The organism is Pseudonocardia sp. P-1 (assembly GCF_058111925.1).
This window is the reverse complement of sequence record NZ_CM176614.1, coordinates 4,592,014-4,617,190: the sequence shown is the minus strand read 5'-3', so window position 1 is coordinate 4,617,190 and position 25,177 is coordinate 4,592,014. Positions and strand designations below refer to the sequence as shown.

The 25,177-nt window shown below is 75.1% G+C and carries 27 protein-coding genes; 19 read left to right on the top strand and 8 right to left on the bottom strand.

Going from position 1 to position 25,177, the window contains the following annotated elements:
- Window positions 1–8: 8 nt before the first annotated feature.
- Window positions 9–926: an endonuclease domain-containing protein gene (locus AC0GKK_RS22685; RefSeq protein ID WP_489882479.1), complete on the bottom strand. Its 918-nt coding sequence runs from the start codon at window positions 924–926 to the stop codon at window positions 9–11.
- 199 nt (window positions 927–1,125) lie between these two features.
- Here AC0GKK_RS22685 and paaA point away from each other — a divergent pair, with 199 nt between their 5' ends.
- From paaA to AC0GKK_RS22610, 15 genes are all read left to right on the top strand, one after another.
- Entirely contained in the window at window positions 1,126–2,073 is a 948-nt protein-coding gene (gene paaA / locus AC0GKK_RS22680) for a 1,2-phenylacetyl-CoA epoxidase subunit PaaA (protein WP_476652197.1), read from the top strand.
- Complete coding sequence (paaB, locus tag AC0GKK_RS22675) at window positions 2,070–2,471, top strand: 1,2-phenylacetyl-CoA epoxidase subunit PaaB (RefSeq protein WP_489882478.1); 402 nt, start codon at window positions 2,070–2,072, stop codon at window positions 2,469–2,471. The genes paaA and paaB overlap by 4 nt, the downstream gene beginning before the upstream one ends.
- Window positions 2,468–3,346: a 1,2-phenylacetyl-CoA epoxidase subunit PaaC gene (paaC, locus tag AC0GKK_RS22670; protein ID WP_350589136.1), complete on the top strand. Its 879-nt coding sequence runs from the start codon at window positions 2,468–2,470 to the stop codon at window positions 3,344–3,346. The genes paaB and paaC overlap by 4 nt, the downstream gene beginning before the upstream one ends.
- Window positions 3,347–3,387: 41 nt before the next feature.
- Complete coding sequence (gene paaD / locus AC0GKK_RS22665; RefSeq protein ID WP_244326444.1) at window positions 3,388–3,831, top strand: 1,2-phenylacetyl-CoA epoxidase subunit PaaD; 444 nt, start codon at window positions 3,388–3,390, stop codon at window positions 3,829–3,831.
- Between the two features lie 82 nt (window positions 3,832–3,913).
- Window positions 3,914–5,083, top strand: a complete 1,170-nt coding sequence (gene paaE, locus AC0GKK_RS22660; protein WP_350589138.1) for a 1,2-phenylacetyl-CoA epoxidase subunit PaaE — start codon at window positions 3,914–3,916, stop codon at window positions 5,081–5,083.
- A gap of 11 nt (window positions 5,084–5,094) precedes the next feature.
- Window positions 5,095–5,871, top strand: a complete 777-nt coding sequence (locus AC0GKK_RS22655; RefSeq protein WP_083474260.1) for an IclR family transcriptional regulator — start codon at window positions 5,095–5,097, stop codon at window positions 5,869–5,871.
- Window positions 5,872–5,969: 98 nt separating this feature from the next.
- A complete protein-coding gene (locus tag AC0GKK_RS22650; RefSeq protein ID WP_482638047.1) occupies window positions 5,970–7,313 on the top strand; it encodes an MFS transporter in 1,344 nt (447 codons plus the stop codon).
- Complete coding sequence (locus AC0GKK_RS22645) at window positions 7,310–8,374, top strand: aromatic ring-hydroxylating oxygenase subunit alpha (RefSeq protein WP_178373008.1); 1,065 nt, start codon at window positions 7,310–7,312, stop codon at window positions 8,372–8,374. Before AC0GKK_RS22650 ends, AC0GKK_RS22645 begins: the two co-directional genes overlap by 4 nt.
- A complete protein-coding gene (locus AC0GKK_RS22640; RefSeq protein ID WP_073577386.1) occupies window positions 8,371–8,562 on the top strand; it encodes a hypothetical protein in 192 nt (63 codons plus the stop codon). Before AC0GKK_RS22645 ends, AC0GKK_RS22640 begins: the two co-directional genes overlap by 4 nt.
- Entirely contained in the window at window positions 8,559–9,500 is a 942-nt protein-coding gene (locus tag AC0GKK_RS22635; protein WP_489882477.1) for a PDR/VanB family oxidoreductase, read from the top strand. Before AC0GKK_RS22640 ends, AC0GKK_RS22635 begins: the two co-directional genes overlap by 4 nt.
- Window positions 9,501–9,527: 27 nt before the next feature.
- On the top strand, window positions 9,528–10,130 hold the full coding sequence (locus AC0GKK_RS22630; RefSeq protein WP_489882476.1) for a phosphoribosylanthranilate isomerase: 603 nt from the start codon (window positions 9,528–9,530) through the stop codon (window positions 10,128–10,130).
- Between the two features lie 236 nt (window positions 10,131–10,366).
- Window positions 10,367–11,509, top strand: a complete 1,143-nt coding sequence (locus AC0GKK_RS22625) for a CaiB/BaiF CoA transferase family protein (RefSeq protein WP_357439451.1) — start codon at window positions 10,367–10,369, stop codon at window positions 11,507–11,509.
- Window positions 11,506–12,147: a GntR family transcriptional regulator gene (locus AC0GKK_RS22620; RefSeq protein WP_167409985.1), complete on the top strand. Its 642-nt coding sequence runs from the start codon at window positions 11,506–11,508 to the stop codon at window positions 12,145–12,147. The genes AC0GKK_RS22625 and AC0GKK_RS22620 overlap by 4 nt, the downstream gene beginning before the upstream one ends.
- A 10-nt stretch (window positions 12,148–12,157) precedes the next feature.
- On the top strand, window positions 12,158–13,348 hold the full coding sequence (locus tag AC0GKK_RS22615) for an alpha-amylase family glycosyl hydrolase (protein ID WP_489882475.1): 1,191 nt from the start codon (window positions 12,158–12,160) through the stop codon (window positions 13,346–13,348).
- A gap of 221 nt (window positions 13,349–13,569) precedes the next feature.
- Window positions 13,570–14,457 carry a VldE C-terminal domain-containing protein gene (locus AC0GKK_RS22610; RefSeq protein WP_357439457.1) on the top strand — a complete coding sequence of 296 codons (888 nt, stop codon included), beginning with the start codon at window positions 13,570–13,572 and terminating at the stop codon, window positions 14,455–14,457.
- Window positions 14,458–14,536: 79 nt separating this feature from the next.
- On the opposite strand, the gene AC0GKK_RS22605 is transcribed toward AC0GKK_RS22610, so the two are convergent.
- Both AC0GKK_RS22605 and AC0GKK_RS22600 read right to left on the bottom strand, forming a co-directional pair.
- Window positions 14,537–15,094: a DUF305 domain-containing protein gene (locus tag AC0GKK_RS22605; protein ID WP_251786655.1), complete on the bottom strand. Its 558-nt coding sequence runs from the start codon at window positions 15,092–15,094 to the stop codon at window positions 14,537–14,539.
- 63 nt (window positions 15,095–15,157) lie between these two features.
- The gene (locus AC0GKK_RS22600) at window positions 15,158–15,604 is read right to left on the bottom strand and encodes a DUF6153 family protein (protein ID WP_489882474.1); all 447 of its coding nucleotides are present in this window, start codon (window positions 15,602–15,604) and stop codon (window positions 15,158–15,160) included.
- A gap of 76 nt (window positions 15,605–15,680) precedes the next feature.
- Here AC0GKK_RS22600 and AC0GKK_RS22595 point away from each other — a divergent pair, with 76 nt between their 5' ends.
- From AC0GKK_RS22595 to AC0GKK_RS22585, 3 genes are all read left to right on the top strand, one after another.
- On the top strand, window positions 15,681–15,962 hold the full coding sequence (locus AC0GKK_RS22595) for a metal-sensitive transcriptional regulator (protein WP_226350647.1): 282 nt from the start codon (window positions 15,681–15,683) through the stop codon (window positions 15,960–15,962).
- Between the two features lie 37 nt (window positions 15,963–15,999).
- Window positions 16,000–16,203: a heavy-metal-associated domain-containing protein gene (locus AC0GKK_RS22590; protein WP_357439469.1), complete on the top strand. Its 204-nt coding sequence runs from the start codon at window positions 16,000–16,002 to the stop codon at window positions 16,201–16,203.
- Window positions 16,204–16,398: 195 nt separating this feature from the next.
- Window positions 16,399–18,591 (top strand): heavy metal translocating P-type ATPase, encoded by a 2,193-nt coding sequence (locus AC0GKK_RS22585; protein WP_489884050.1) that lies wholly within the window; start codon window positions 16,399–16,401, stop codon window positions 18,589–18,591.
- 206 nt (window positions 18,592–18,797) lie between these two features.
- Here AC0GKK_RS22585 and AC0GKK_RS22580 read toward each other — a convergent pair whose 3' ends face one another.
- A complete protein-coding gene (locus tag AC0GKK_RS22580; RefSeq protein ID WP_405415851.1) occupies window positions 18,798–19,937 on the bottom strand; it encodes an FUSC family protein in 1,140 nt (379 codons plus the stop codon).
- Between the two features lie 193 nt (window positions 19,938–20,130).
- On the opposite strand from AC0GKK_RS22580, the gene AC0GKK_RS22575 reads away from it, so the two are divergent.
- Window positions 20,131–20,817, top strand: coding sequence for a type 1 glutamine amidotransferase (locus tag AC0GKK_RS22575; RefSeq protein WP_489882473.1), 687 nt, complete (start codon window positions 20,131–20,133; stop codon window positions 20,815–20,817).
- Here AC0GKK_RS22575 and AC0GKK_RS22570 read toward each other — a convergent pair.
- From AC0GKK_RS22570 to AC0GKK_RS22555, 4 genes are all read right to left on the bottom strand, one after another.
- The gene (locus tag AC0GKK_RS22570; protein ID WP_489882472.1) at window positions 20,789–22,903 is read right to left on the bottom strand and encodes a xanthine dehydrogenase family protein molybdopterin-binding subunit; all 2,115 of its coding nucleotides are present in this window, start codon (window positions 22,901–22,903) and stop codon (window positions 20,789–20,791) included. The two genes, AC0GKK_RS22575 and AC0GKK_RS22570, sit on opposite strands and share 29 nt — an antisense overlap.
- Window positions 22,900–23,916, bottom strand: coding sequence for an FAD binding domain-containing protein (locus AC0GKK_RS22565; protein ID WP_346102881.1), 1,017 nt, complete (start codon window positions 23,914–23,916; stop codon window positions 22,900–22,902). The genes AC0GKK_RS22570 and AC0GKK_RS22565 overlap by 4 nt, the downstream gene beginning before the upstream one ends.
- Complete coding sequence (locus tag AC0GKK_RS22560; RefSeq protein WP_346102879.1) at window positions 23,913–24,461, bottom strand: 2Fe-2S iron-sulfur cluster-binding protein; 549 nt, start codon at window positions 24,459–24,461, stop codon at window positions 23,913–23,915. Before AC0GKK_RS22560 ends, AC0GKK_RS22565 begins: the two co-directional genes overlap by 4 nt.
- 78 nt (window positions 24,462–24,539) lie before the next feature.
- Window positions 24,540–25,106 carry a TetR/AcrR family transcriptional regulator gene (locus AC0GKK_RS22555; RefSeq protein WP_251786662.1) on the bottom strand — a complete coding sequence of 189 codons (567 nt, stop codon included), beginning with the start codon at window positions 25,104–25,106 and terminating at the stop codon, window positions 24,540–24,542.
- Window positions 25,107–25,177: the final 71 nt, after the last annotated feature.

The following is a 25,177-nucleotide window of genomic DNA, read 5'->3' as shown; positions in this document are numbered from 1 at the left end:
CTGATCGATCACGCGTGACCGCCTCGGGACGTCAGGCGGCGACGGACCTCGACGGCCAGGAGGTCGGGGCGGGCCAGGACCACGCGGGCCTCGGGACGGAGGATCTCCCAGCCCTGCGCGGTCAGGAACGCCTGCCGTCGCAGGTCCGCCCGGGCTCGGCTGCGGTCCAGGTGGTGCTCCCCGTCGTACTCGATACCGAAGCGCTGGTCGGGATAGGCGAGATCGATCCGGAACGGCCCGACCGGGTGCTGCAGCACCGGCTGCCGGATCCCGTGGTCGTGCAGGGCGAGCCGGACCCGGGTCTCCATCGGGGACTCGGCCAGCGGGTCCGCCAGGGCGACCAGGTCCGCGAGCCGCCGGCTCCCCCGGGCGACCGGACGGGCGGCGGCGAACGCCAGGACCTCCCCCGGTGGGTAGCCGCCGACCCTGGCCAGCGCGTCCAGCGCGATCACGGCGTCGGTCCGCCCGACCCGGCAGGCCAGGTCGAACGCGGTCCGCACCCGCGACGTCGTGACGACCGTCCGGCCCGGTAGGTAGCGGGGCCTCCGCTCACCGGGGACGGGGATCCGGACACCGGTCACGACGTCCGCGGCCGGGATGTCGCGGTGTCTCAGGACCAGTCCGGGCCGGCTGCGCCGGTGCCCGAGCGCCACCACGACCTCCACCGGGACCCCGCGCGGTGCGCAGTCCGCGCCGAGCATCTCGGCCGCGGCCCACCCGCACAGTGCCGCCCGGCCGGTCCCGGCCCCGATCGCCCCGACGGCGACCGCCGCGCCCTCGCACCGCAGCAGGAAGGAGTCCGGGATGTGAGCGGCGACGAACACCCCGCGCACGACCGGGCGGAACCGGGGCCCCCGCAGCTGCTTGGAGGTGACCACCCCGGCGCGCACCGCCGCAGCGCCGAGGAACGGTCGCGCGAGATCCATGCCCCTTGGACCGCCTCGCCCGCCGACCGGTTCCCCGACGTCCCCGGTCCGGCACCCGCCGCCGCGCGTCGATCAGCACGTTCTCGCCCCGTGCAGGGCGGAAAGGTGCTGATCGACACCTCAGGGACACGGGGTTGCGGGATCCCCCGGTCATCCGCCACACTCGTAGCCGAACGAACATTCGGTACGGAGGTGTCCAGTGACGAGCACCGCGCCATCCCCGGCGGAGCTGGAGGAGCGGTTCGACGCGACGATCGCGGCGGACCAGCGGATCGAGCCGCGAGACTGGATGCCCGAGGCCTACCGCAGGACGTTGATCCGCCAGATCGCCCAGCACGCGCACTCGGAGATCATCGGGATGCAGCCCGAGGGCAACTGGCTGCTGCGGGCGCCGTCGCTGCGGCGCCGGGCGATCCTGCTGGCGAAGGTGCAGGACGAGGCCGGTCACGGCATGTACCTGTACGCGGCGGCCGAGACCCTCGGCGTCGACCGCGAGGAGCTCACCGAGAAGCTGATCGACTCCAAGCAGAAGTACAGCTCGATCTTCAACTACCCGACGCTGTCCTGGGCGGACATCGGCGTCATCGGGTGGCTGGTCGACGGCGCGGCGATCGCGAACCAGGTCCCGCTGTGCCGCTGCTCCTACGGGCCCTACGCCAGGGCGATGATCCGCATCTGCAAGGAGGAGTCGTTCCACCAGCGTCAGGGCTACGAGTCGCTGCTCGCCCTGACCGCGGGGACCGAGGCGCAGAAGCGCATGGTGCAGGAGTCGGTGGACCGCTGGTGGTGGCCGTCGCTGATGATGTTCGGCCCGGCCGACGGCGACTCCCCCAACACCCACCGGTCGATGGCGTGGGGCATCAAGCGCCACACCAACGACGAGCTGCGCCAGCGCTTCGTCGACATGACCGTCCCGCAGGCGGCGGTACTGGGCGTCACGCTTCCCGACCCGGACCTCCGCTGGAACCCCGAGCGGCAGGCGCACGACTTCGGCGAGCCGGACTGGTCGGAGTTCACCGCCGTGGTCTCCGGGGCGGGGCCGGCGAACCGGCAGCGCCTGGACCACCGGCGTCGCGCGCACGAGAACGGGGCGTGGGTGCGCGAGGCGGCGCAGGCCTACGCCGAGAAGCAGGGGGCACGGGCATGAGCGAGCAGGACATGAGCACCGAGAGCAGCGCAGGCGGAACGAGCATGACGGCCGAGGGCGGCCACGGCGCCGTCCCGACGACGGGTGTCGAGACCGGGCGGGGTGCGAAGCCGAGCCGTCGCGCCTGGCCGCTCTACGAGGTCTTCGTCCGCGGCAAGCGCGGGCTCAACCACGTCCACGTCGGGTCGCTGCACGCCGCGGACGACGAGATGGCCCTGCACAACGCCCGCGACGTCTACACCCGCCGCAACGAGGGTGTGAGCATCTGGGTGGTCCGCGCCGACGCGATCACCGCGTCCAGCCCGGACGAGAAGGACCCGTTCTTCGCCCCGAGCGGGGACAAGGTCTACCGGCACCCGACGTTCTACGCGATCCCGGAGGAGGTGCCGCACCTGTGAGCGGCTCCGTCTACGACGGCCTCACCGAGGAGGGCGACGACCCGCGCTGGGCGTTCGGGTCGGGGTTCGAGGACAGCGAGGCGGACATCGTCGCGCCGGTTCCCGCGGGCACCGATCCGGCGGACCTCGCGGAGTACTGCCTGATGCTCGGCGACGACGCGCTGGTCCTGTCCCACCGGCTGACCGAATGGGTCTCCAACGCCCCGGAGCTGGAGGAGGAGGTCGCGCTCGCCAACACCGCGCTCGACCTACTCGGCCAGGCCCGGGTGCTGCTGTCGCGCGCCGGGCACCTGACCGGCCGCGACGAGGACGCGCTGGCCTACTGGCGCGAGGTGTCGGAGTTCCGCTGCGTCGGGCTCGTCGAGCCGTCCGACGACCTGGACTTCGCCCGCGCCATCGCCCGGCTGCTGGTGTTCTCCACCTGGCGGCTCGCGCTGCTGCACCGGCTCACGGACTCCGCCGACCCGGTGGTCGCCGCCGTCGCCGCGAAGGGGGTCAAGGAGGTCACCTACCACCGTGACCACGCCGCGCGGTGGACGCTGCGCCTCGGCGACGGCACGCCGGAGTCGCACCGGCGCATGCAGGACGCGCTGGAGTGGGTGTGGCCGCACCTCGGCGAGCTGTTCCGCACCACCGACACCGAGCGACGCCTGGTCGCCGCCGGTGTCGCCGTCGACCCGGCGGACACCCGCGAGGAGGTCGACGCGGTGCTCGCGCAGGTGATCGGGCGCGCCACGCTGACCGTGCCGCAAGTCCCGGCCACCGGCACGGTCGGGGGCCGCGGCGGCCGCCAGGGCGTGCACACCGAGAAGCTGGAGCCCGCGCTCGTCGTGCTGCAGAGCCTCGCGCGCCGGCACCCCGGGGCGTCCTGGTGAGCGGGGCGGGCACGGTCGTCGCGCAGGTCGTCGACCCCGAGATGCCGATGCTCACCCTCGACGACCTCGGCGTGATCCGTTCGGTGTCCGAACAGGACGACCGCGTGACGGTCACGATCACCCCGACCTACTCCGGCTGCCCGGCGATCGAGGAGATGCGCGCGGACATCCGCGGCGCGCTCACCGCGGCCGGGTACGCGCGCGTCGAGGTGCGGACGGTGTTCTCCCCCGCCTGGAGCACGGACTGGATCAGCGAGGCCGGGCGGCGCAAGCTCGCCGAGGCCGGCGTCGCGCCCCCCGGGAGCGCCCCGCGGACGGACGGACCGATCCCGCTGACGCTGGACGCGCCGTCGACGGTCGTGCCCTGCCCGCAGTGCGGGTCCCGGGCGACCGAGGAGCTGTCGCGCTTCGGCCCGACCGCGTGCACCGCGCTGCGGCGGTGCACCACCTGCCGGGAGCCGTTCGAGCACATGAAGGAGATCTGAGGGTGTGTGAGCATCACAGCGAGCCCCGGCGGGCGAGGAGCGGAGCGCGCCCGGTGATCGACCGGACCGGCGAGGAGATCCGATGAGCGAGCGGCGCGCGGCGGCGTGGCAGGCCCGGGCCAACCAGGCGTACGGCCGGACGACGCTCGACCTGGACGACGAGATCGAGGCCCTGCTGGCCGAGGACGACGCGCTGCCCGCCGGCTTCCACCGGCTCGTGGTGACCGAGGTCGACCGGCTGTGCGACGACGCCGTGGCCGTCACCTTCGACGTCCCCGAGGACCTGCGCGGGCACTACGACTTCCGGCCCGGCCAGTACCTGACACTGCGCAAGGACACCGCCGACGGCGAGGAGCGCCGGTCGTACTCGATCTGCTCCGCCGCCGGGGCCGCACCGCGGGTGGGGGTACGCCGGGTCGACGGCGGCCTGTTCTCCGCCTGGCTGGTCGACGAGGTGACCCCGGGCGACGTCGTCGAGGTCGGCCCGCCGGCCGGGTCGTTCACCCCGGAGCTGACCGCGGGCACGCACCACGGCCTCGTCGCCGCCGGGTCCGGGATCACCCCGGTGCTGTCGATCGCGGCGTCGCTGCTGGCCGCGCACGACGACACCCGCGTCACCCTCGTCTACGGCAACCGGCGGACCGACACGGTGATGTTCACCGAGGAGATCGCCGACCTGAAGAACCGCTACGGCCCGCGGCTGCACCTGCTGCACGTGCTCTCGCGCGAGCCCACCGAGGCCGAGATCGTCAGCGGCAGGCTGGACGCCGACCGGCTGCGGCTGCTGTTCACCGCACTGGTCGACACCGGCGACGTCGACGACTGGTGGCTGTGCGGCCCGCTCGGCATGACCGAGGCCGCGGTCGCGGTGCTCGGTGAGCTGGGCGTCGAGCGGCGCCGGGTGCACCGCGAGCTGTTCTACGTCGACGAGCCGCCGCCGGAGCTCGACCGCCACGAGCCCGGGCCGGACGGCGACGGCGCCCAGGTCACGGTCGTCCTCGACGGACGGTCGACGACGCTGGCCGTCCCGGCGGGCGAGTACGTCCTCGACGCCGCCCAGAAGGTCCGCGGCGACCTGCCGTTCGCCTGCAAGGGCGGGGTGTGCGGGACGTGCCGCGCGAAGGTGACCGACGGCGAGGTGACCATGCGGCGCAACTACGCACTGGAGGACGACGAGGTCGCCGCCGGGTTCGTCCTCACCTGCCAGTCCCGCCCGGTGACCGACACCGCCACGGTCGACTACGACGCCTGATACCGGCGATCATGACCACGTCGCGTCGCGGCCACCCGGTGGGACCGACCGGGTCGGTCGTGGTGCGCGCGCTCGGCCTGCTCGACGCGTTCGGCCCCGACCGGCCCGCGCTGTCGCTCAGCGACCTCGCCCGGCACGCCGACGTCCCGTTGTCGACCGCGCACCGGCTCGTCGCCGACCTGGCGGCGTGGGGCGCGCTGGAACGTGACGACGAGGGCCGCTACCGGATCGGGCTGCGCGTCTGGGAGCTCGGCGCGCTCGCCCCGCGCGGGCAGGCGCTGCGCGAGACGGCGCTGCCGTTCCTGGAGGACCTGTCCCGGGTCACCCGGGAGAACGTGCAGCTCGCGGTGCGCGAGGGCGCCGAGGTGGTGTTCGTCGAGCGGCTCGCGGGGTCCGGCGCGGTCCCGGTGCAGACCCGGGTCGGGGGGCGTTTCGCGCTCACCGCGACCGGGGTCGGGCTGGTGCTGCTCGCGCACTCGCCGCCGGAGCTGCAGGACGAGGTGCTGGGCGCGCGGATCGAGCGCTACACCCCGTTCACGGTGACCGACCCGCAGCGGATGCGCCGCATGCTCGCCGACGTCCGCCGCGACGGCCACTCGGTCAGCGACCGGCAGGTCACCGACGACGCGCTGTCGGTCGGCGCCCCCGTCTCCGACGCCCGTGGCCAGGTCGTCGCGGCCGTCTCGCTCGTCGTGCGGCACGGCAGCGTGTCCGCCCGCGCGCTCGCCCCGCTGGTGCGCACCACCGCCGCCGGGATCAGCCGCGCGCTCAGCACCTCCACGCGCTGAAACCCTTCCATTATCCGGAAGGAACGTACGGCGCGGCCCCCGTCGCCCCGCATCCTCGCTGCACCACCACGACCGCGCGGAGACGACGGAGTCCCACCATGCGCCCATCCCCCGCGGCGGACACCGTCCGCCGCCTGCTCGACGACGCACCGATGTCCCGGTACCAGTGGGGCGCGGTCGCGGCGTGCGTCCTGCTCAACGTCCTCGACGGCTTCGACGTGCTGGTCATGGCCTTCACGGGCCGCTCGGTCGCCACCGAGTGGGACCTGTCCGGCAGCCAGCTCGGGCTGCTCCTGTCCGCGGGCCTGGTCGGCATGGCCGCCGGTTCGGTCCTCATCGGACCGTGGGCCGACCGCGTCGGGCGGCGGCCGATCGTGCTGGGCTGCCTGGTCGTGGCGGGCCTCGCCATGCTGGGCTCGGCCGCGGCGCAGTCCCCCGGCCAGCTCGGCGCGCTGCGGCTGATCACCGGGCTCGGCGTCGGCGGCATCCTCGCCACCAGCAACGTCGTCGCCGCGGAGTACGCCTCGGCCCGCTGGCGGGGGCTCGCGGTCAGCCTGAACTCCACCGGCTACGCGATCGGGGCCGTCCTCGGCGGCGTGCTCGCGGCCACGCTGATCGGGCAGTTCGGCTGGCGGTCGGTGTTCCTCGCCGGGGGCCTGGCGACCCTGGCCGCGGTCCCGCTGGTCTGGTGGCGGCTGCCGGAGTCCCTGGACTTCCTGCTCGTGCGCCGCCCGGCCGGGGCGCTGGAGCGGGTCAACGCGCTGCTGGCGCGGATGGGGCACGCGGCGCTGCCCGCCCTCCCCGACGGCGCTCCGGTGCGGACCGGCGTCGCCGCGGGGTACGGGGCGCTGCTGCGCCCGGCGCTGCGCCGCACCACGGTGCTGCTCTGGATCAGTTTCTTCTGCGTGATGGCCGGGTTCTACTTCGTCACCAGCTGGACGCCGACCCTGCTGGTCGAGGCCGGGCTCTCCCCGGACGCGGGCATCGCCGGCGGCACGCTGCTCAACGTCGGCGGCATCTTCGGCGCCGCCGGGCTCGGCCTGCTCGCCGCCCGGTTCCCGCTGCGGCACGTGCTCGCCGGGTACCTGCTGGCCACCGCGGTGCTGCTGGCCGTGTTCATCGCCAGCACCTCCTCGCTCGCGGTGGCGTTCGTCGTCGCCGCGCTGGTCGGGCTGTTCGTCAACGGCTGCGTCGCCGGGCTGTACGCGATGGCACCGACCTCCTACGGCGCCGACGTGCGCACCACCGGCGTCGGCACCGCGCTCGCGGTCGGCCGGTCCGGGGCGATCCTCGCGCCGACCCTGGCCGGGGCGCTGCTCGACGGTGGCGCGACCCCGCAGTCGCTCTACCTGCTCTTCGCGGCCGTGTTCGTCGGCGCGGCCGCCCTCGTCCTGCTGCTCCGCCGATCCGACACCCCCACCACCCAGGGAGTCTCCGCATGAGCTCGATCCCCCGCGACCAGTGGTACGTCGCCGCCTACTCCGCCGAGATCGGCCGCGAGCTGTTCGGCCGCACGATCTGCGACGAGCCGATCCTGTTCTGGCGCACCGAGGCCGGCCAGGTCACCGCGCACGCCGACCGCTGCGTGCACCGCCGGTTCCCGCTGTCCCAGGCCCCGAGCCGGCTGGTCGGCGACACCGTCGTCTGCGGCTACCACGGATTCACCTACGGCGCCGACGGGAAGTGCGTGGCGGTGCCGGGGCAGAACCGGGTGCCGCGCACGGCCCGGCTGGCGGCCTACCCCGTCGTCGAGCAGGACTCGCTGATCTGGGTCTGGATCGGGGACCCGGAGCGCGCCGACCCGCTGCGCATCCCCCGCGCGACCTACCTCGACGACGCCGCGTGGACCACGGTGCGCGGGATGGAGCCGCTGGCCGCACGGTTCTCGCTGCTGGTGGACAACCTGCTCGACCTGTCGCACGAGACCTACCTGCACGGCGGCTACATCGGCACCCCGGAGGTCGCCGCCACCCCGATCTCGACCGAGGTCGACGAGGACGCAGGCGTCGTCTACGTCTCGCGGCACATGGCCGACGCCGAGTGCCCGCCGTTCTACGAGCGCTCCACCGGCCTGTCCGGGCGGATCTCGCGCTGGCAGGACATCGAGTACACCCCGCCGTGCCTGTACAAGCTGCACTCCCGGATCGCGCCGGTCGGCTCCGTCCCGCACGCCGACGGCTCCGACCCGGACGCCTTCCACGTGGAGGTCGTCTACGCGATCACCCCGGAGACCGAGCACTCCACACACGACTTCTGGATGGTCGCGCGCGACTTCGCCCTCGCCGACGTCGAGGTCTCGGCGTTCCTCGCCGAGCAGAACCGCACCGTCGTGCTGCAGGACGTCGAGGCGCTCGACGTGCTGGAGAAGGTGATCGCGACCGAGCCGGCGGGCTACCAGGAGCTGTCGGTCAACATCGACACCGGCGGGCTCGCCGCGCGCCGGATGCTCGCCCGGATGGCCGGCGCGGCACCGGCGGTCCCGTCCCCGGCGCCCGCCCGGTGAGCGCGATCCCCGAGGCCCCGCCCGTCCTGCACGGGCACCGTGTCCAGCGCATCCACTGGGTGCTGGGCACCGACCTGCTGCGCGCGGTGTGCCACTGCGGCGCCGAACGCGTCTTCGACGACCCGGTGCCGCTGTGGGACTGGCTGCTGGGCTGCCCCGTGGACCACGAGACCTGGAGTACGTCGTGACCGACCCCGAGCTGCACCTGGTGGTGGAGAAGAAGGAGCTCCTCGCCGACGACGTCGTGCTGCTGACCCTGCGCGACCCGTCCGGCGCCGAGCTCCCGGAGTGGACGCCCGGTGCGCATCTCGACCTCGTGCTGACCGCGGACCTCGTCCGCCAGTACTCGCTGTGCGGGGACCCGGGCGAGCGCTCGGTCTACCGGGTCGCGGTGCTGCGCGAACCCGCCGGGCGGGGCGGCTCGGCGCACGTGCACGACGTCGTCGCCGAGGGCGACACGGTGCTCGTCCGCGGGCCGCGCAACCGGTTCGCACTCGTCGACGCCCCGGGCTACGTGTTCGTCGCCGGCGGGATCGGCATCACCCCGCTGGTCCCGATGATCGCGGCGGCGCACGCCGCGGGCGCGGACTGGCGGCTCGTCCACGGGGGGCGCAGCCGGGCGTCGATGGCGTTCACCGAGCTCGCCGGGCGTCACCCCGACCGGGTCACCCTGGTGCCGCAGGACGAGGCCGGGCTGCTCGACGTCGCCGGGATCCTGGCCGCGGCCGCCGGGCGGCCCGTGTACTGCTGCGGGCCGGAGGGGCTGCTCGCCGCCGTCGAGGCCGAGGGGGAGCGTCTCGGCGTGCCGGTGCACGTCGAGCGGTTCTCCGCCCGGCCCGGCGCGCTCGACGGCCCGGACGAGGCGTTCGAGGTGGAGCTGTCGGGGTCGGGGACGGTCGTCGCCGTCCCGGCGGGCTGCTCGATCCTCGACGCCCTGGAGGGCGCGGGGATCGCGACGCTGTCCTCGTGCCGGGAGGGGACCTGCGGCACGTGCGAGACCGGGGTGCTGGCCGGCGAACCGGACCACCGGGACTCGCTGCTCACCGAGGAGGAGCGGGCGTCGAACGAGGTGATGATGCTCTGCGTGTCCCGGGCGCGGTCGCCGCGGCTGGTGCTCGAGCTGTGAGGCCGGGCGCCCCGTAGGGTCGGGCGCGTGTTCGTCAAGGTGTGCGGGCTGCGGACCCCCGGTGACGTCGACGCGGCCGTGGCCGCCGGCGCCGACGCGGTCGGGTTCGTCGTGTACCCGCCGAGCCCGCGCCACGTCGACCCGGCCGACCTCGGCGCGCTCGTCGCCCGGGTGCCGGACGGCGTGCGGTCGGTGGTCGTGGTCGCCGACCTGCCCGCCGACCGGGCCGCGGCGGTGACCGCCGACGCCGGCGCCGACGCGCTGCAGCTGCACGGCCGCTACACCCGCGACGACTTCACCGTGGCCGCCCGCGCGCCGATCACCCTGTGGCGGGCGACCTCGCTGGCCCACGACCCCGACCTCACCGTGGGCCTGTACGGCGAGGACGTGCTGCTGCTCGACTCGCCCGTCGCCGGGTCCGGCGAGCGCTGGGACGCCGAGGCGCTCGACCCGCGACCGGCCGGGAGGTGGCTGCTCGCGGGCGGGCTGGACCCGGACACCGTCGCCACCGCGGTGCGCCGGGTCCGCCCCTGGGGCGTCGACGTCTCCAGCGGCGTCGAGTCGTCCCGCGGCGTGAAGGATCACGCCCGCGTCCGCGACTTCGTCGCCGCCGCCCGCGCCGTGGGCTGAGGACCGCGCGGCCGATTCGATCAGCACGTCTCCGCCCCACCGGGGGCCGCAACGTGCTGATCGACGCGGCTCGACCTCGAGGATGCATGATCTCGCTGGATCATGCATTATTCCGGTGATCAGGCATCGTCTCGACGTCGAGGAGCCGTCATGGCCGCGGGCGCACTGCAGGGCAAGGTCGCGATCGTCACCGGGGGTGCGTCCGGCATCGGCCGGGACGACAGGCGGGGCATCTGATGGCGCTCCCCCTGGACGGGCTGCTCGTCGTGTCCTGCGAGCAGGCCGTCGCCGCCCCGCTGGCGACCCGGCACCTCGCCGACCTCGGCGCCCGCGTCATCAAGATCGAACGCGAGGGCTCGGGCGACTTCGCCCGCGACTACGACGAGACCGTCCACGGCATGTCCAGCCACTTCGTGTGGCTGAACCGGTCCAAGGAGTCGGTCACCCTCGACCTCAAGTCCGACGACGGCCGCGCCACGATGCTGCGGCTGCTGGACCGGGCCGACGTGTTCGTGCAGAACTTCGCCCCGGGCGCCGCCGAGCGGCTCGGGCTCGGTGCCGCGGCGCTGCGCGAGCGGTACCCGCGGCTGGTGACCTGCTCGATCTCCGGCTACGGCTCGTCCGGCCCGTACCGCGACGCCAAGGCCTACGACCTGCTCATCCAGTCCGAGGCCGGGCTGGTCTCGATCACCGGCACCGAGGACGCGCCCGCGAAGAGCGGTATCCCGGCCGCCGACATCGGCGCCGGCATGTACGCCTTCTCCGGCATCCTGTCCGCGCTCTACGAGCGGGAACGCACCGGGCGGGGCACCGACCTGGAGGTCAGCCTGTTCGACTCGCTGGTGGAGTGGATGGGCTACCCGCTCTACTACGCGGGCTACGGCGGCACCGCCCCGCAGCGGACCGGCACCAGCCACGCCGCGATCGCCCCGTACGGCACCTTCTCCGCCGGGGACGGCACCGACGTCGTCCTGTCGATCCAGAACGAACGGGAGTGGGCGACGTTCTGCGAGGTCGTGCTGGGACGCCCGGAGGTCGCGACCGACCCGCGGTTCGCGAGCGGCCGGGCCCGGGTGGAGAACCGTCCCGACCTGCACGCCGAGATCGACACCGTGCTCACGGGCCTGACCGGCGACGAGCTCGTCGCGCGGCTGGTCCAGGCGCGGATCGCGCACGCCCGGCAGCGCGAGGTCGGTGAGGTGCTGGAGCACCCGCAGCTCGCCGCGCGCGGCCGGTGGACCGAGGTCGGCAGCCCGGTCGGGCCGCTGCGCGCACTGCAGCCGCCGATCACCGTCGCCGGGCGGACCGCGCGGATGGACCCGGTCCCGGCCGTCGGCGAGCACACCGACGCCGTCCTCGCCTGGCTCGACGAGCGGTGAGCACCAAGCGGGACCGGATCGTCGACGAGCTGCGCCGCGACATCCTCGGCGGCGGCCTCGCCCGCGGGACGCCGCTGCGCCAGGACGAGCTGGCCCGCCGCTTCGGCGCGTCCATCACCCCGGTCCGCGAGGCGCTGAGCCTGCTGTCCGCGGAGGGGCTGGTCGTCGCCGAGCACCACCGCGGGGTGCGGGTCGCCGGCGTCGACGTGGACCGGGTGACCGCCACCTACGTGGTGCGCCGGCTCACCGAGGCCCACGCGGTCCGCCGCGCGACGCCGCGGGTCTCGCGGCACGACCTCGCCCGGGCCCGCGCCGTCCTCGACCGCCCCGCCGACGACCCGGCCGCCGCCCGCGAGCGGAACCGCGAGTTCCACTTCCTGCTCTACGACCGGTGCGGCGTGCCCGCGCTGCCGGAGCGGATCGCCGCGCTGTGGCAGGCGTTCCCGTGGGACCTGACCCTGCACGACGACGACCGCGCCGCCGCCTCGGCCGCCGAGCACCGGGCGATCCTCGACGCGGTGACCGACGGCGACGCCGACCGGGCCGCCGCCGCGACCGAGGCGCACGTGGCGGGCGGGTTCGCCTCGTTGCTCCGCGCGCTCGGCGGGGCGCGGGCCGGGGACCCGTTCGACGACTAGGGTCGCCCGGATGGACTGGGTACGGCACGCGATCTGGTGGCACGTGTACCCGCTGGGGTTCACCGGGGCCCACCCCGACCGCGGCGACGGCGCGGACCACTCGCTGCGGCGGATCGTCGGCTGGCTCGACCACGCCGTCGCGCTGGGGGCGAACGGGCTGCTGCTCGGCCCGGTGTTCGCCTCGGCCACCCACGGCTACGACACCACCGACCACCTGCGGATCGACCCGCGCCTGGGCTCGGACGCCGACTTCGACGCGCTCGTCGCCGAGGCGAAGGGGCGCGGCCTGCGGATCCTCCTCGACGGCGTGTTCAACCACGTCGGCCCCGAGCACCCGCGGCTGCTCGCCGCCCGCGCCGACCCCGGCGGGCCGGACGACGCCTGGTTCCGGCACACCGACGACGGGGAGATCGCCGTCTTCGAGGGCCACCCCGGCCTGCACACCCTCGACCACGACAACCCCGCCGTCCGCGACCATGTCACCGACGTGCTCTGCCACTGGCTCGACCGCGGCGCCGACGGGTGGCGGCTCGACGCCGCCTACACCGTCCCCGACGACTTCTGGGCCGCCGTGCTCCCCCGCGTCCGCGAGCGCCACCCGGATGCCTGGTTCCTCGGCGAGGTCATCCACGGCGAGCACGACGCGGTCACCGCCGCCACCACGATCGACGCGCTCACCCAGTACGAGCTGTGGAAGGCGATCTGGTCGAGCCTCGACGACGGCAACCCGCACGAGCTGGCGTGGGCGCTGCAGCGTCACGACCGGTTCGTCGCCGCCGCGGTGCCGAACACCTTCGTCGGCAACCACGACGTCACCCGGCTCGCGTCGCAGCTGCACGACCGCCGCCACATCGAGCTCGCCGTCGCCGTGCTGTGCACGGTCGGCGGCACGCCGTCGGTGTACGCCGGCGACGAGCTCGGCCTGACCGGGGTCAAGGAGGAGCGGGCAGGCGGCGACGACGCGGTCCGCCCCGAGTTCCCCGCCGACGGGTCCCTCCCCTCCGGCGCCGACCCGCACGTCCTGGCCGTGCACCAGGAGTTGATCGGCCTGCGCAGGCGCCACCCCTGGCTGTACGACGCGCGGACCGAGGTGGCCGAGGCCACCGACGACCGGCTCGTCTACGTCAGCCATGGCGACGGTGGCGCACTGCGGGTCACCCTCGACTACGCCGCGGGCACCTGGGACGTCCAGGACGTCTGACCGACCTCGGCAACAGGTGGATCACGGTTGATCCTTCCGGCCGAGCGGCACGCCACTCGCAGCACCGCGACGGCCGGTGGTCGCGGACCGGCCCCACGCGGACAACCCGATCCGTACGGTCGATCACGGAACGGTCACGGTCCTGATCCCCAGCAGGACCCGCGCGCCCCGCTCCCCAGGCACCCGGGCGCAGCCGTCTCCGACGAGGAAGGACGCCCTGCGTGCCGAGGAACATCCCCGGCTCCGTGGCGGCCCGGCGCTCCCCGAGCCGGACCGACCCGAGCCGACCCCTGCCGTCGACGACCGTCGTCACCCGTGACGTCGGCCCGGAGCGGGGCGGGAGGCACCGCCGCGCGGGGCGGGCCCGCACCCTGCAGGCACTCACCTCCGCGCTCGCCGGTGGCGGCCTCGTCGCCGCGCACGCCGCGACGGGCGGTGGGCTCCCCCGGGTCGACGACCTCGCGTTGCAGGCGTTCAGCACCCCGGCCGCGGACGCCTCGCTCGCCGACGCGGTCCCGGCCACGCCGACGGCGCACGCCGGCGCGGCCCGGTCGCTGGCCGAGCCGCCGCCCCCGGTCGACGTCGACGCGATCGTCGGCGCCGCGGACGGTGCGGTCGGCTCCGCGGTGAAGGCCCGCGACGAGGCGCGCGAGCGCGCCCGTGCCGCCGCCCGCGAGGCACGGGAGGCGGCCGCCCGCGCCGCCGACTCCGCGCGGTCCTCGGCCGGGACCTCCGGCGCCCCCTCGGGTGGCGGCCCGACCGGGTCCACCACGTGTGCCCTGGGCACCGCGGGCATGGAGGGCGTCGCCGCGAACGTGGCGACGGCCGGGGAGAAGCTGCGCTGCCTGTTCGGCGTCGACTCCGTGCTGGGCATCGGCAGCCGCGGCAACGCCTCCGACCACCCCAGCGGCAAGGCTCTGGACTTCATGGTCGACAAGGCGACGGGCGACCGGCTCGCCGCCTACGCCCGGCAGAACCGGGACGACCTCGGGATCTCCTACATCATCTGGCAGCAGCGCATCGACACCGGCAGCGGCTGGAAGGCCCAGGAGGACCGGGGCGGGGCGACGGCGAACCACATGGACCACGTGCACATCTCGTTCACCTGACGTCGCGACGACGATCGCCGCGTCCGAGGGGTCCGGTGCCGCTCCCGGCACCGGACCCCTCAGCCGTGACGATCTCCGCTCAGCCCAGCAGCGTCCGCATCTCCGCGATCTCCGCCTGCTGGGCGTCGACGATCTGCTGCGCCAGCTCCCGCGCCCGCGGGTCCACCCCGGCGTCGAGCTCGGCGCGGGCCATGGTCACCGCCCCCTCGTGGTGGGCGATCATCATCTGGAGGAACGACCGGTCGAAGGCGGCGCCGGACGCGCGCCCCAGAGCGGCCATCTGCTCGTCGGACATCATCCCGGCCATCCCGGCCATGTCGCCGTGACCGCCGTGGTGGTCCGCGGCGGGCGCGGCGCCCCAGTCGGCCAGGAACCCCTGGAGCCGGCCGATCTCCGGGCCCTGGGCCGCCTCGATCCGGGCGGCGAGGTCGCGCACCCGGGCTCCGGCGCGGCCGTCGGCGAGCCGCGCCATCGCGACCGCCTGCTCGTGGTGCGGGATCATGCCCTGGGCGAAGGCGACGTCGGCGCTGCTCGACGAGGCCGCGGGCGGGGCGGACGCTCCCCCGCCGGCGCAGCCGGTCAGGACGAGGGCGGCGGCCAGTGCCGTGGCGGCGAGCGCCACGTTCGTGCGTGTCATGTGTCGGTACTCCCGTGTCGTGGGTGCTCGGCGGCTCCGGCGCTCTCCCGCGCCGGAGGCCGGTCACGTCCGCGACACGCAGAGCAGCGCGAGCCGCCGCGGGACCGGGGGCGGACGGGCCGCCGGTGCCGTCCGCGGACTCCCCGGACCGGCCGGCCCCCGCGACGACGGCAGCGGCGCGACCCCGGCCAGCAGCACCGCCGCGGCCAGGACGACCCCGGCCGCGAGCACGGCCAGGCACAGGTGCAGCAGGTGCGACGCCCCGTCGTGGGGCACGCCGTGCGGGTCGGGATGCGCGGCCCCCGGTTCCCCGGCGGGCGCGACCCCGTGCGGGCCGGGATGCGACGGCCCCGGGGAGTCGTGGAGCGTGCCCCCGTGGGTGACGACGGGTGCGGCGGCGGGAGCGTGGTGTACATCGGAGGACACGGGCGGCGCCGCGAGCGCGTGCATCCCCAGCAGCCCGAGCAGCACCGGCAGCACGAGCACGAGCAGCCGGGTCCGGTCCGTCACACCCCGCACGCTACCGCCACGGTGGATACCGTTACCCCCTAGGGGTATAGTGACGGTGGACCCCGAGGAGGACGCGATGCCCGGCTACGCCGACACCAAGGACGCGCACGTCAAGCGGATGCGCCGGATCGAGGGCCAGGTCCGCGGCATCACCAGGATGATCGAGTCCGACAAGTACTGCATCGACGTGCTGACCCAGGTCGCCGCGGTCAACAAGGCCCTCGAGGCCGTCGCGCTGGGTCTGCTCGACGAACACCTGAAGCACTGCGTCGCCGACGCCGCCACCGAGGGTGGCCCCGTCGCCGAGGAGAAGATCCGGGAGGCCAGCGCGGCGATCGCCCGGCTGGTCCGGTCCTGAACCCGATGTTCCCCAACCCCGAACGGGAGAGAGCACGATGAGCACCGCCAGCTACACCGTCACCGGCATGACCTGCCAGCACTGCGTCGCCTCGGTCACCGAGGAGATCAGGGAGATCGCCGGCGTCACCGACGTGGCCGTCGACCTGCCGACCGGCGCCGTCACCGTCACCAGCGACGACGAGATCTCCCCCGACGCCGTCCGTGACGCCGTGCACGAGGCGGGTTACCAGCTCGTCTGAGCACCCCCTGACCACCCACCCGGCGCGGGTCGCCACCGCCACCCGCGCCGGGTCACCCCCGGAGGACCGACCATGAGCGACACGTCCCCGGCCCACGGACCCGTCACCGCCCTGCCCCGCGCAGCCGCGACCGGGACCGTCGCCGAGAACGGCGCGGGCAGCACCGTCACCGAGATCGAGCTCGCCGTCGGCGGCATGACCTGTGCCTCCTGCGCCAACCGCATCGAGCGCAAGCTCAACAAGCTCGACGGCGTCACCGCCACCGTCAACTACGCCACCGAGAAGGCGCGGATCAGCGCCCCGGGCGGCGTCGGGCTCGACACCCTGCTCGGGACCGTCGAGGCCGCCGGCTACACCGCCACCCCGCCGAGCGCCGGAGCCGACGAGGATCCCGAGCGCGACCTGCGCGACCTGCGGAACCGGCTCATCGGAGCCGCCGTGCTGTCGGTGCCGGTCGTCGTCCTCGCGATGACGCCCGCGTGGCAGTTCGTCGGCTGGCAGTGGGTGTCGCTGCTGCTGACGCTGCCGGTCTGGGGCTGGGCGGGCGCGCCGTTCCACCGCGCCGCCTGGACGAACCTGCGCCACGGCGCCGCCACGATGGACACCCTCGTCTCGATGGGGACGACGGCCGCGCTCGCCTGGTCGCTCTACGCGCTGTTCCTCGGCACCGCCGGGATGCCCGGCATGGTGCACCCCTTCGAGCTGACGATCTCGCGCACCGACGGCAGCGGGAACATCTACCTGGAGGTCGTCGCCGCGGTCGTCACGTTCGTGCTGGCCGGGCGCTACGTCGAGCTCCGCTCCCGGCGCCGGGCCGGTGCCGCGCTGCGCGCGCTGCTGCAGATGGGCGCGAAGGACGTGACGGTGCTCCGCGACGGCGCCGAGGTGCGCGTCGCCGTCGACGACCTCGCCGTGGGCGAGGAGTTCGTCGTGCGCCCCGGGGAGAAGGTCGCCACCGACGGCGAGGTCGTCGACGGCCGCTCGGCGGTCGACGTCTCGATGCTGACCGGTGAGTCGGTGCCGGTCGAGGTCCGGGCGGGCGACACCGTCGTCGGCGGGTGTGTGAACTCCGGCGGGCGGCTCGTCGTGCGCGCGACCCGGGTCGGCTCGGACACCGCGCTCGCCCAGATGGCGCGGCTGGTCGAGGAGGCGCAGAACGGCAAGGCCGAGGTGCAGCGCCTGGCCGACCGGATCTCCGCGGTGTTCGTGCCCGTCGTCGCCGTGATCGCCGCCGCGACGCTGCTGGTCTGGATCCTCACCGGCGCCCTCGCCTCGACGGCGTTCACCGCCGCCGTCGCCGTACTGATCATCGCCTGCCCCTGCGCGCTCGGGCTGGCCACGCCGACCGCGCTGCTGGTCGGCACCGGGCGCGGCGCCCAGACCGGCATCCTGATCAAGGGCCCGGAGATCCTGGAGTCCACCCGGCGGGTCGACACCGTCGTGCTCGACAAGACCGGCACCGTCACCACCGGGACCATGGCGCTGACCGGCGTGCACACCGCCGACGGCACCGACGAGGCGACCGTGCTGCGTCTCGCCGGGGCCCTCGAGAGCGCCTCGGAGCACCCTGTGGCCGCCGCGATCGCCGGTGCGGCGACCGAGCGGGTCGGTGACCTGCCGGCCGTCACGGACTTCGCCAACCACGAGGGCCTCGGCGTGCAGGGCGTCGTCGACGGCCACGCCGTGCTCGTCGGCCGTCCGCGGCTGCTGGAGCAGTGGTCGGTCCCGCTGCCCGACGACCTCGCCGCGGTCGCCGCGGACGAGGCCGCGCGGGGCCGTACGACGGTCGCCGTCGCGTGGGACGGGGCCGCCCGTGCCGTGTTCGTCGTCGCCGACACCGTGAAGCCGACGTCGGCCGAGGCGATCGCGGAGTTCCGCAGGCTCGGGCTGCGCCCGGTGCTGCTCACCGGGGACAACCGGGCCGTCGCCGAGACCGTGGCCCGTGAGGTCGGCATCGAGCCCGGCCCGGACAGCGTCATCGCCGACGTGCTGCCCGCGGACAAGCTCGCCGTGGTGGAGCGGCTCCAGGAGCAGGACCGGGTCGTCGCGATGGTCGGCGACGGGGTGAACGACGCGGCCGCGCTCGCCCGGGCCGACCTGGGCCTGGCCATGGGCACCGGCACCGACGTGGCGATCGAGGCGTCGGACATCACCCTGGTCAGGGGTGACCTGCGGGCCGCGGCCGACGCCGTCCGGCTCTCCCGGCGCACTCTGGGCACGATCCGGGGCAACCTGTTCTGGGCGTTCGCCTACAACACGGCCGCGATCCCGCTGGCCGCGTTCGGACTGCTCAACCCGATGATCGCGGGGGCGGCGATGGCGTTCAGCTCGGTGTGCGTGGTGCTCAACAGCCTGCGGCTGCGCCGGTTCCGCCCGCTGGCGGACTGACCCCTGCTCGGCGTCGTCGGCGCGGAACTCCGACGACGCCCCCCGACAGGTCGTCGGCGCTCGTCGTGCGTGCGCGGTGATCGGAGTGGTGTTGGGGGCGGCCCCGCCGGCTGCAGGATCTCAACCGACAGGACCTGGGCCGGCGTACGCCCCGGGTACGAGCGCCGACATGGACCTGACGTACCCCGTCGGCGGCCGCCCACACGTCACCGTTCCGCCGGATGCAGATCCGGGCTGCGGTCGGCCGGTCCGGCGTGCAGGTGGTCCAGGCAACGCCGCAGGTGCAGCACGATCCCCGACGCGGCGAGGCTGTCCTCCCAGCCCGCGCGCTGGGAGTCGAGCCGGTCGGTGACCCGGTCCAGCGCGTCCCGGGCGGCGGCCAGGTGGCGGCGGTGCCCGTCGAGCCCGGCGGGTGCGGGGCCGCGGGTCAGGTGCGCGAGCTCCGCCGACCGGATCGCGGTGGCCAGGCCGCCCATCGCCTCCGCGACCGGGGTGCGCAGCGCGGGGTCGAGGACGAGCACGGTGCGCTCGGCCCACGCCGTCTGGGCCAGGACCGTGCTGATGTCGCGGACGAGCACCGCGAGCTGTTCCAGGGTCTGCGCGGCCTCGTAGAGCTGCTGGCCGCGCGCCCGGTAGGCACGAGCCCGCAGGTTGGCCCGCCGCCCGGCGTCGGCGGAACGGACCGCCTCCCGGGTCGCGTCGATCAGGGGCTCGAAGTGGTGGCGGTGGCGTGTCCACTCCTCGCGCTCCGGCGGCCACTGCTCGGCCAGGACCTCCGCCATCTCCTGCAGGTGGTCGGCGATGCCGTCACGCAGCCGCGCCACCACGCGGTGCGCGCGGGCGTTCTGCGGCGGGGGCGGCAGGACCAGGGTGACCGCGACCCCCACGACCACCCCCAGCAGGGTCTGCCCCAGGTAGCCGGCCATGAACCCGGACGGGTCGGTGGCTCCGATGAGGATGGTGAACAACGCCGCGGTCGGGATCAGGTCCCGGGCGGTGGCCAGCACGGGGACGGCACCCGCCGCGATCCCGGCCAGCACAGCCGCGGCCACCGCCCACCACTGCGCGCCGCCCAGGTGCAGGGCGGCGGCGCCGAGACCGACACCGAGCCCGGTGGCGAGCACGGCGTGCAGGCTCTGGCGCAGCGAGTCGAAGACGGTCGGGTAGCAGACGAGCAGGGCACCGAGCGGTGCGTAGTAGGGGTACTGGCCGAGCACACCGGGGACGAGGGTGGCGAGGTACCAGGCCGCGCCGGCTGCGGCGCCGGCCCGCCACGCCAGTCGCATGCGGTGGCGCAGCCCCTCGGTGAACGGGGAGGCCGGGGAGTTCGGGTGGTGCGGGATCAACGACGGCTCCGTCGGTCGTGCAGGTGATACGGGAAGCGGGGCCGGCTGTTCGACCACGGAGGAGCCCTGGCCACCCGACGGCCGCGGAGAACGCGGTGGAGTCCGGGGTGGCGCCGTGCGCACACGGGCGCGGGCCGCCGGAGGACTACCCACGACCGCGCGGCACAAACCCGGGCGGTGGCAGGATGTGCCGGTGCGCGCCATCGTGATCGGCCACGACCACGTCGCCGGCCTCGGGGCGCTGGGACCGGCCCTGGAACGACGCGGGATCCGTCCGGAGTGGACGACGGTGGTGCCCGCGGACCGGTACGACGCCCCGGACGTCGACGCCGGGTTCCCCGACCCGACGGGGGCCGGCCTGGTGGTCACCCTCGGCGCGCCGTGGCCGAGGGAGCGGATCGCGGGGTGGGCGGTCCGTGAGGTCGCGTTCCTGCGCCGGGCGCACGACGCCGGTGTGCCGGTGCTGGCGATCTGCTTCGGCGCCCAGCTCCTCGCCGAGGCGCTCGGCGGCTCCCGGACGACGCTGCCGACCGCCCGGATCGGATGGCACACGGTCGACCCGGCCGACGGCCGCCTCCCGGCCGGGCCGTGGTTCTGCTGGAACGCCGAGCAGCTCGTCGCACCGCCCGGGGCGGAGCTGCTCGCCGCCGGCGGGGCCGGACACGAGGCGTTCGTGGCCGGTCGCAGCGTGGGCGTGCAGTTCCACCCCGAGATGACCGTGGACCTGCTGGAGCGCTGGTACACCCTCGGTGTGCCCGACGGCCTCGACGCGCGGGCCCTCCGGGCGGCGACGGCGGCCCAGGACCCGCAGCGGCTCGCCGAGCGGGCCGAGCGGGTCCTGGCGCTCGCGCTCAGGCCCCCAGGAAGTGCTCCAGGGTGATCGGCAGCGACCGGACCCGCACGCCGGTGGCGTGGTGGGCGGCGTTCGCGACGGCCGCGGCCACCCCGACGATCCCGATCTCCCCGATCCCCTTGGCGCCCACCGGGTTGACGTGCGGGTCGTCCTCGTCGACCCACTCGGCGTCGATGTCGCCGACGTCGGCGTTCGCCGCCACGTGGTAGCCGGCGAGGTCGTGGTTGACGACGTGCCCGCGGGCCGGGTCGACGACGCCCTCCTCGTGCAGCGCCATCGACAGCCCCCACACCATCCCGCCGAGGAACTGCGAGCGCGCGGTCAGCGGGTTGAGGATGCGGCCCGCGGCGAACACCCCCAGCATCCGCGGCACCCGGATCTCGCCGGTGTCGGCGTGCACCGCGACCTCGACGAAGTGCGCCCCGTGCGCACCCATCGCGTACTCGGCCATCGCCGGGTTGTGCCCGGCGACGCCGTCGGCCTCCGCCGCGTCCTCGGGGTCGGTGCCCCACTTGTCGCGGAACCGGTCGGCGGCCTCGACGATCGCCGTCGCCCAGGACGCGGTACCCGCCGACCCACCGGCCATGGTCGCGTGCGGCAGCCCGGTGTCGCCGAGGTTCAGGTCGACCTGCGCGGGCGGCACCCCGAGCGCCTCGGCCGCGATCTGGGTGAGCACCGTGCGGGCGCCCTGCCCGATGTCGGCCGCGGCGATGTCCACCCGGTAGCGGCCCGGCGCACCGGCACCGCCGTCGGCGTACCGGATCGCGGCGGCGGAGCCGGGCATCGCGAAGCTCGGGAAGAACGCGGCGGCCACGCCGGTGCCGTGCCACCAGCCGTCGACGAGCCGGGTGCGCGGGCGCGGGTCCCGGTCGGCCCAGCCGAACCGCTCGGCGCCGCGCTGCAGGCAGGCCACGAGGTTGCGACTGGAGAACGGCCTGCCGGTGTCGGGGTCGACGTCGGGCTCGTTGCGGATCCGCAGCTCGACCGGGTCGATCCCGAGCGCGACGGCGAGCTCGTCCAGCGCGGACTCCGCGCCGAAGCTGCCGGGCGCCTCGCCGGGTGCGCGCATGTACGTCGGCGTGGACAGGTCCAGCGGCACGACCCGGTGCGAGGTCCGCCGGTGCGGCGACGCGTAGAGGTGCCTGCTGATCACTGCGGTCGGCTCGCCGAACTCGGCCATCCGCGCGCCGGACTCGACGACGTCGTGGGCGAGGGAGTGCAGCCGCCCGTCGGTCCCGGCACCGAGCCGGACCCGCTGCACGGTCGCCGGGCGGTAGCCGGTCAGGTCGGTCATCTCGCGGCGGGTCAGCGCCAGCTTGACCGACCGTCCGGGGACCGCCCGGGCGGCGACGACGGCCAGCACCGACCCGCCGTGCAGCGTGCCCTTGGTACCGAACCCGCCGCCGACGTGCGGTGAGACGACGGTGACGTCGTCGTCGCCGATACCGAACATCTGCGCGAGCTCGCGCCGGGCCGACCACACCGCCTGCGAGGCCTCGAACAGCGTGAGGTGGTCGCCGTCCCAGCGGGCGACGGTGCTGTGCGGCTCCATCGGGTGGTGGTACTCGATCGGCGTCCGGTAGGTGGCGTCGACCTGCACCGGGGCCGCGGCGAACGCGGCGTCCGGGTCGCCGGTGGTGGCGTCCGGCGGGAACGCGACGACGACCTCGGGGGTGTAGGCCTCCGGCGAGGCCGGGTCGAACGCGGTGGTGGCCGGCTCGGCGTCGTAGGTGACGACGACCAGGTCCGCCGCCTCCCGGGCCGCCTCGGCGGTCTCGGCGAGCACGGCGGCGACGTACTGGCCGCGGTGGTGCACCTCGCCGGACTGCAGCACCGTCTGTTCGGGGGTGGCGCTGCCGTCGATCCGGGGCGCGGTGTCCGGGGTGAGCACCGCGACCACCCCGGGCACTGCGGCCGCGGCGGTGGTGTCGACGGCGCGGACCCGACCGCGGGCGACCGTGGCGCCGACGCCGCGCAGGTGCAGCGGGTCGACCGCGTCCTGCTCGTAGGCGTAGACGGCGTTGCCGGTGACCTTGGCGGGGCCCTCGATCCGGGTGTGCGAGGTGCCCGCGGCGCCGTCGGTCGTGGTGCCGGGGGTGACGGTGCTGGTCATGCGGCCTCCGTCCGGTGCGCGGCGAGGCCGCGCAGGGTGGCGGTGACCGTGCCGGCCACCAGCGGGATCTTGAAGGCGTTGCCGCCGACGGCGGTGTCGACGGCACGGGCGTCGGCGGTCTCGGCCGCCGCGGCGGCGCGGAACGCCTCGTCGGTGGCGGGCCCGCCGAGCAGCGCCTGCTCGGCGCGGTGCGCCCGCCACGGCCGGTGCGCGACCCCGCCGAGGGCGATCCGCACGTCGCGGACGGTGCCGTCGTCGGCGACGTCGAGGGCCGCGGCGACCGACACCAGTGCGAACGCGTACGAGGCGCGGTCGCGGACCTTGCGGTAGGTGGAGTGCGCGGCGACCGGCAGCGCGGGCAGCTCGACCGAGGTGATCAGCTCCCCGTGCTCCAGCACGGTGTCGCGGCCCGGGTCGTCGCCGGGCAGCCGGTGCAGCTCGGTGGCGGCGACGGTGCGCTCCCCGTCCGGGCCGAGGACGTGCACGCGGGCGTCGAACGCGGCCAGCGCGACCGCCATGTCCGACGGGTGGGTCGCGATGCAGCCGCCCTCGGGTGCGCCGAGGATCGCGTGGTGGCGGGCCCAGCCGTGCTGCGCGGAGCAGCCCTGCCCGGGGTCACGCTTGGTACAGGGCGCGGTGAGGTCGGCGAAGTAGGAGCAGCGGGTGCGCTGCAGCAGGTTCCCGCCGGTCGTCGCCATGTTGCGCAGCTGCCCCGAGGCCCCGGCGAGCAGCGCCGCGGACAGTGCCGGGTAGTCGCGCCGGACCCGCGGGTCCACGGCGACGTCGGTGTTGCGGGCGCCCGCGCCGATGGACAGGCCGCCGTCGGCGGTCGGGGTGATCCCGGTGGGCAGCAGGCCGGTGACGTCGACGAGCGTGCCCGGCTCGACCAGGCCCAGCTTGAGGTGGTCGACGAGGTTGGTCCCGCCGGCCAGGTAGGCGGCGGACGGGTCGGCGGAGACGACGGCGACCGCAGCCGCGGCGTCGCCGGGACGGGTGTAGGCGAACGGCTTCACCGCGACGCCCCCGTCCCGGTGCCCACGGCACCGACGGCGTCGACGATTCCGGAGTAGGCGGCGCAGCGGCACAGGTTCCCGGACAGGCGCTCGGCGATCTCGGCGCGGTCCAGCACGGCCGGCCCGTCGCCGGACAGGTCGGCGGTGACCGCGCTGGGGTGCCCGGCGCGGGCCTCGTCCAGCATCCCGACGGCCGAGCAGATCTGGCCGGGGGTGCAGTAGCCGCACTGGTAGGCGTCGTGCGCGACGAAGGCCTCGGCGAGCGGGTGCAGGTCCGCGCCGGCGCCGAGGCCGTCGGCGGTGGTGACCGCGGCGTCGTCGTGGGCGACGGCGAGCGAGAGGCAGGACAGCACGCGGCGGCCCGGCCCCTGTTCGCCGGGTGCGGCCAGCAGGACGGTGCACGCACCGCACTGGCCGTGGTCGCAGCCCTTCTTGGCGCTGGTCACGCCGAGCCGGTCACGCAGCGCGTCGAGGACGGTGGTCCGGGTGTCGACCGTCAGCTCGTGGCGACGGCCGTCGACGGTGAGGGAGATCGTGGAGTCCACGATGGTGCGCTCCTTCGGGAGACGGAGTGGAGAGCTCGAAACGGAGCCTCCTCCGGAAATATAGGAACGCTGTTCCGGTTACGCAACCCGGAGGCCCGCGAGGAAGAAGCCGACGGCGCGGCGGGCGTCGTAGGCGGAGTCGGCCTCGGCACCGAAGCACAGGTTGCCGATCCCCCGCAGCACCTCGTAGGCGGTGACGTCGGACGGCAGCTGCCCGGCCTCCCGCGCCGCCCGGACGATCTCCTCCCCCGCCGGCAGCAGGCGCTCCAGGAACAGCTCGTGCAGCGCGGCGGAGCGGCCGTCGTCGTGGACGAGCATCGCGACCAGCCCGTGCTTGGTGACGAGCAGGTCGACGAACTCCCCGACCCAGGCCGTGAGGGCGTCGAACGGCGTCGGACCGGCGTCCAGGCAGGTCCGTGCGGCCGCCGCACACCCCTCGACCTGGTGCCGGTAGACGGCGACGACCAGGTCGGGCCGGGTCGGAAAGTGCCGGTAGACCGTCCCCACGCCGACCCCCGCGCGGGCGGCGATCGCCCGGACCGGCGCGTCGACGCCCGCGGTCACGAACTCGGCCGCGGCGGCCTCGAGCAGGGCGGCACGACTGCGCCGGGCGTCGGACCGGACCGGTTCCCGCTGCACTCCCACCGCACACTCCCTTGCTGACCGGAACACTGTTCCGTATCGTACCCGGAACACTGTTCCGTTTCATCGTCCGC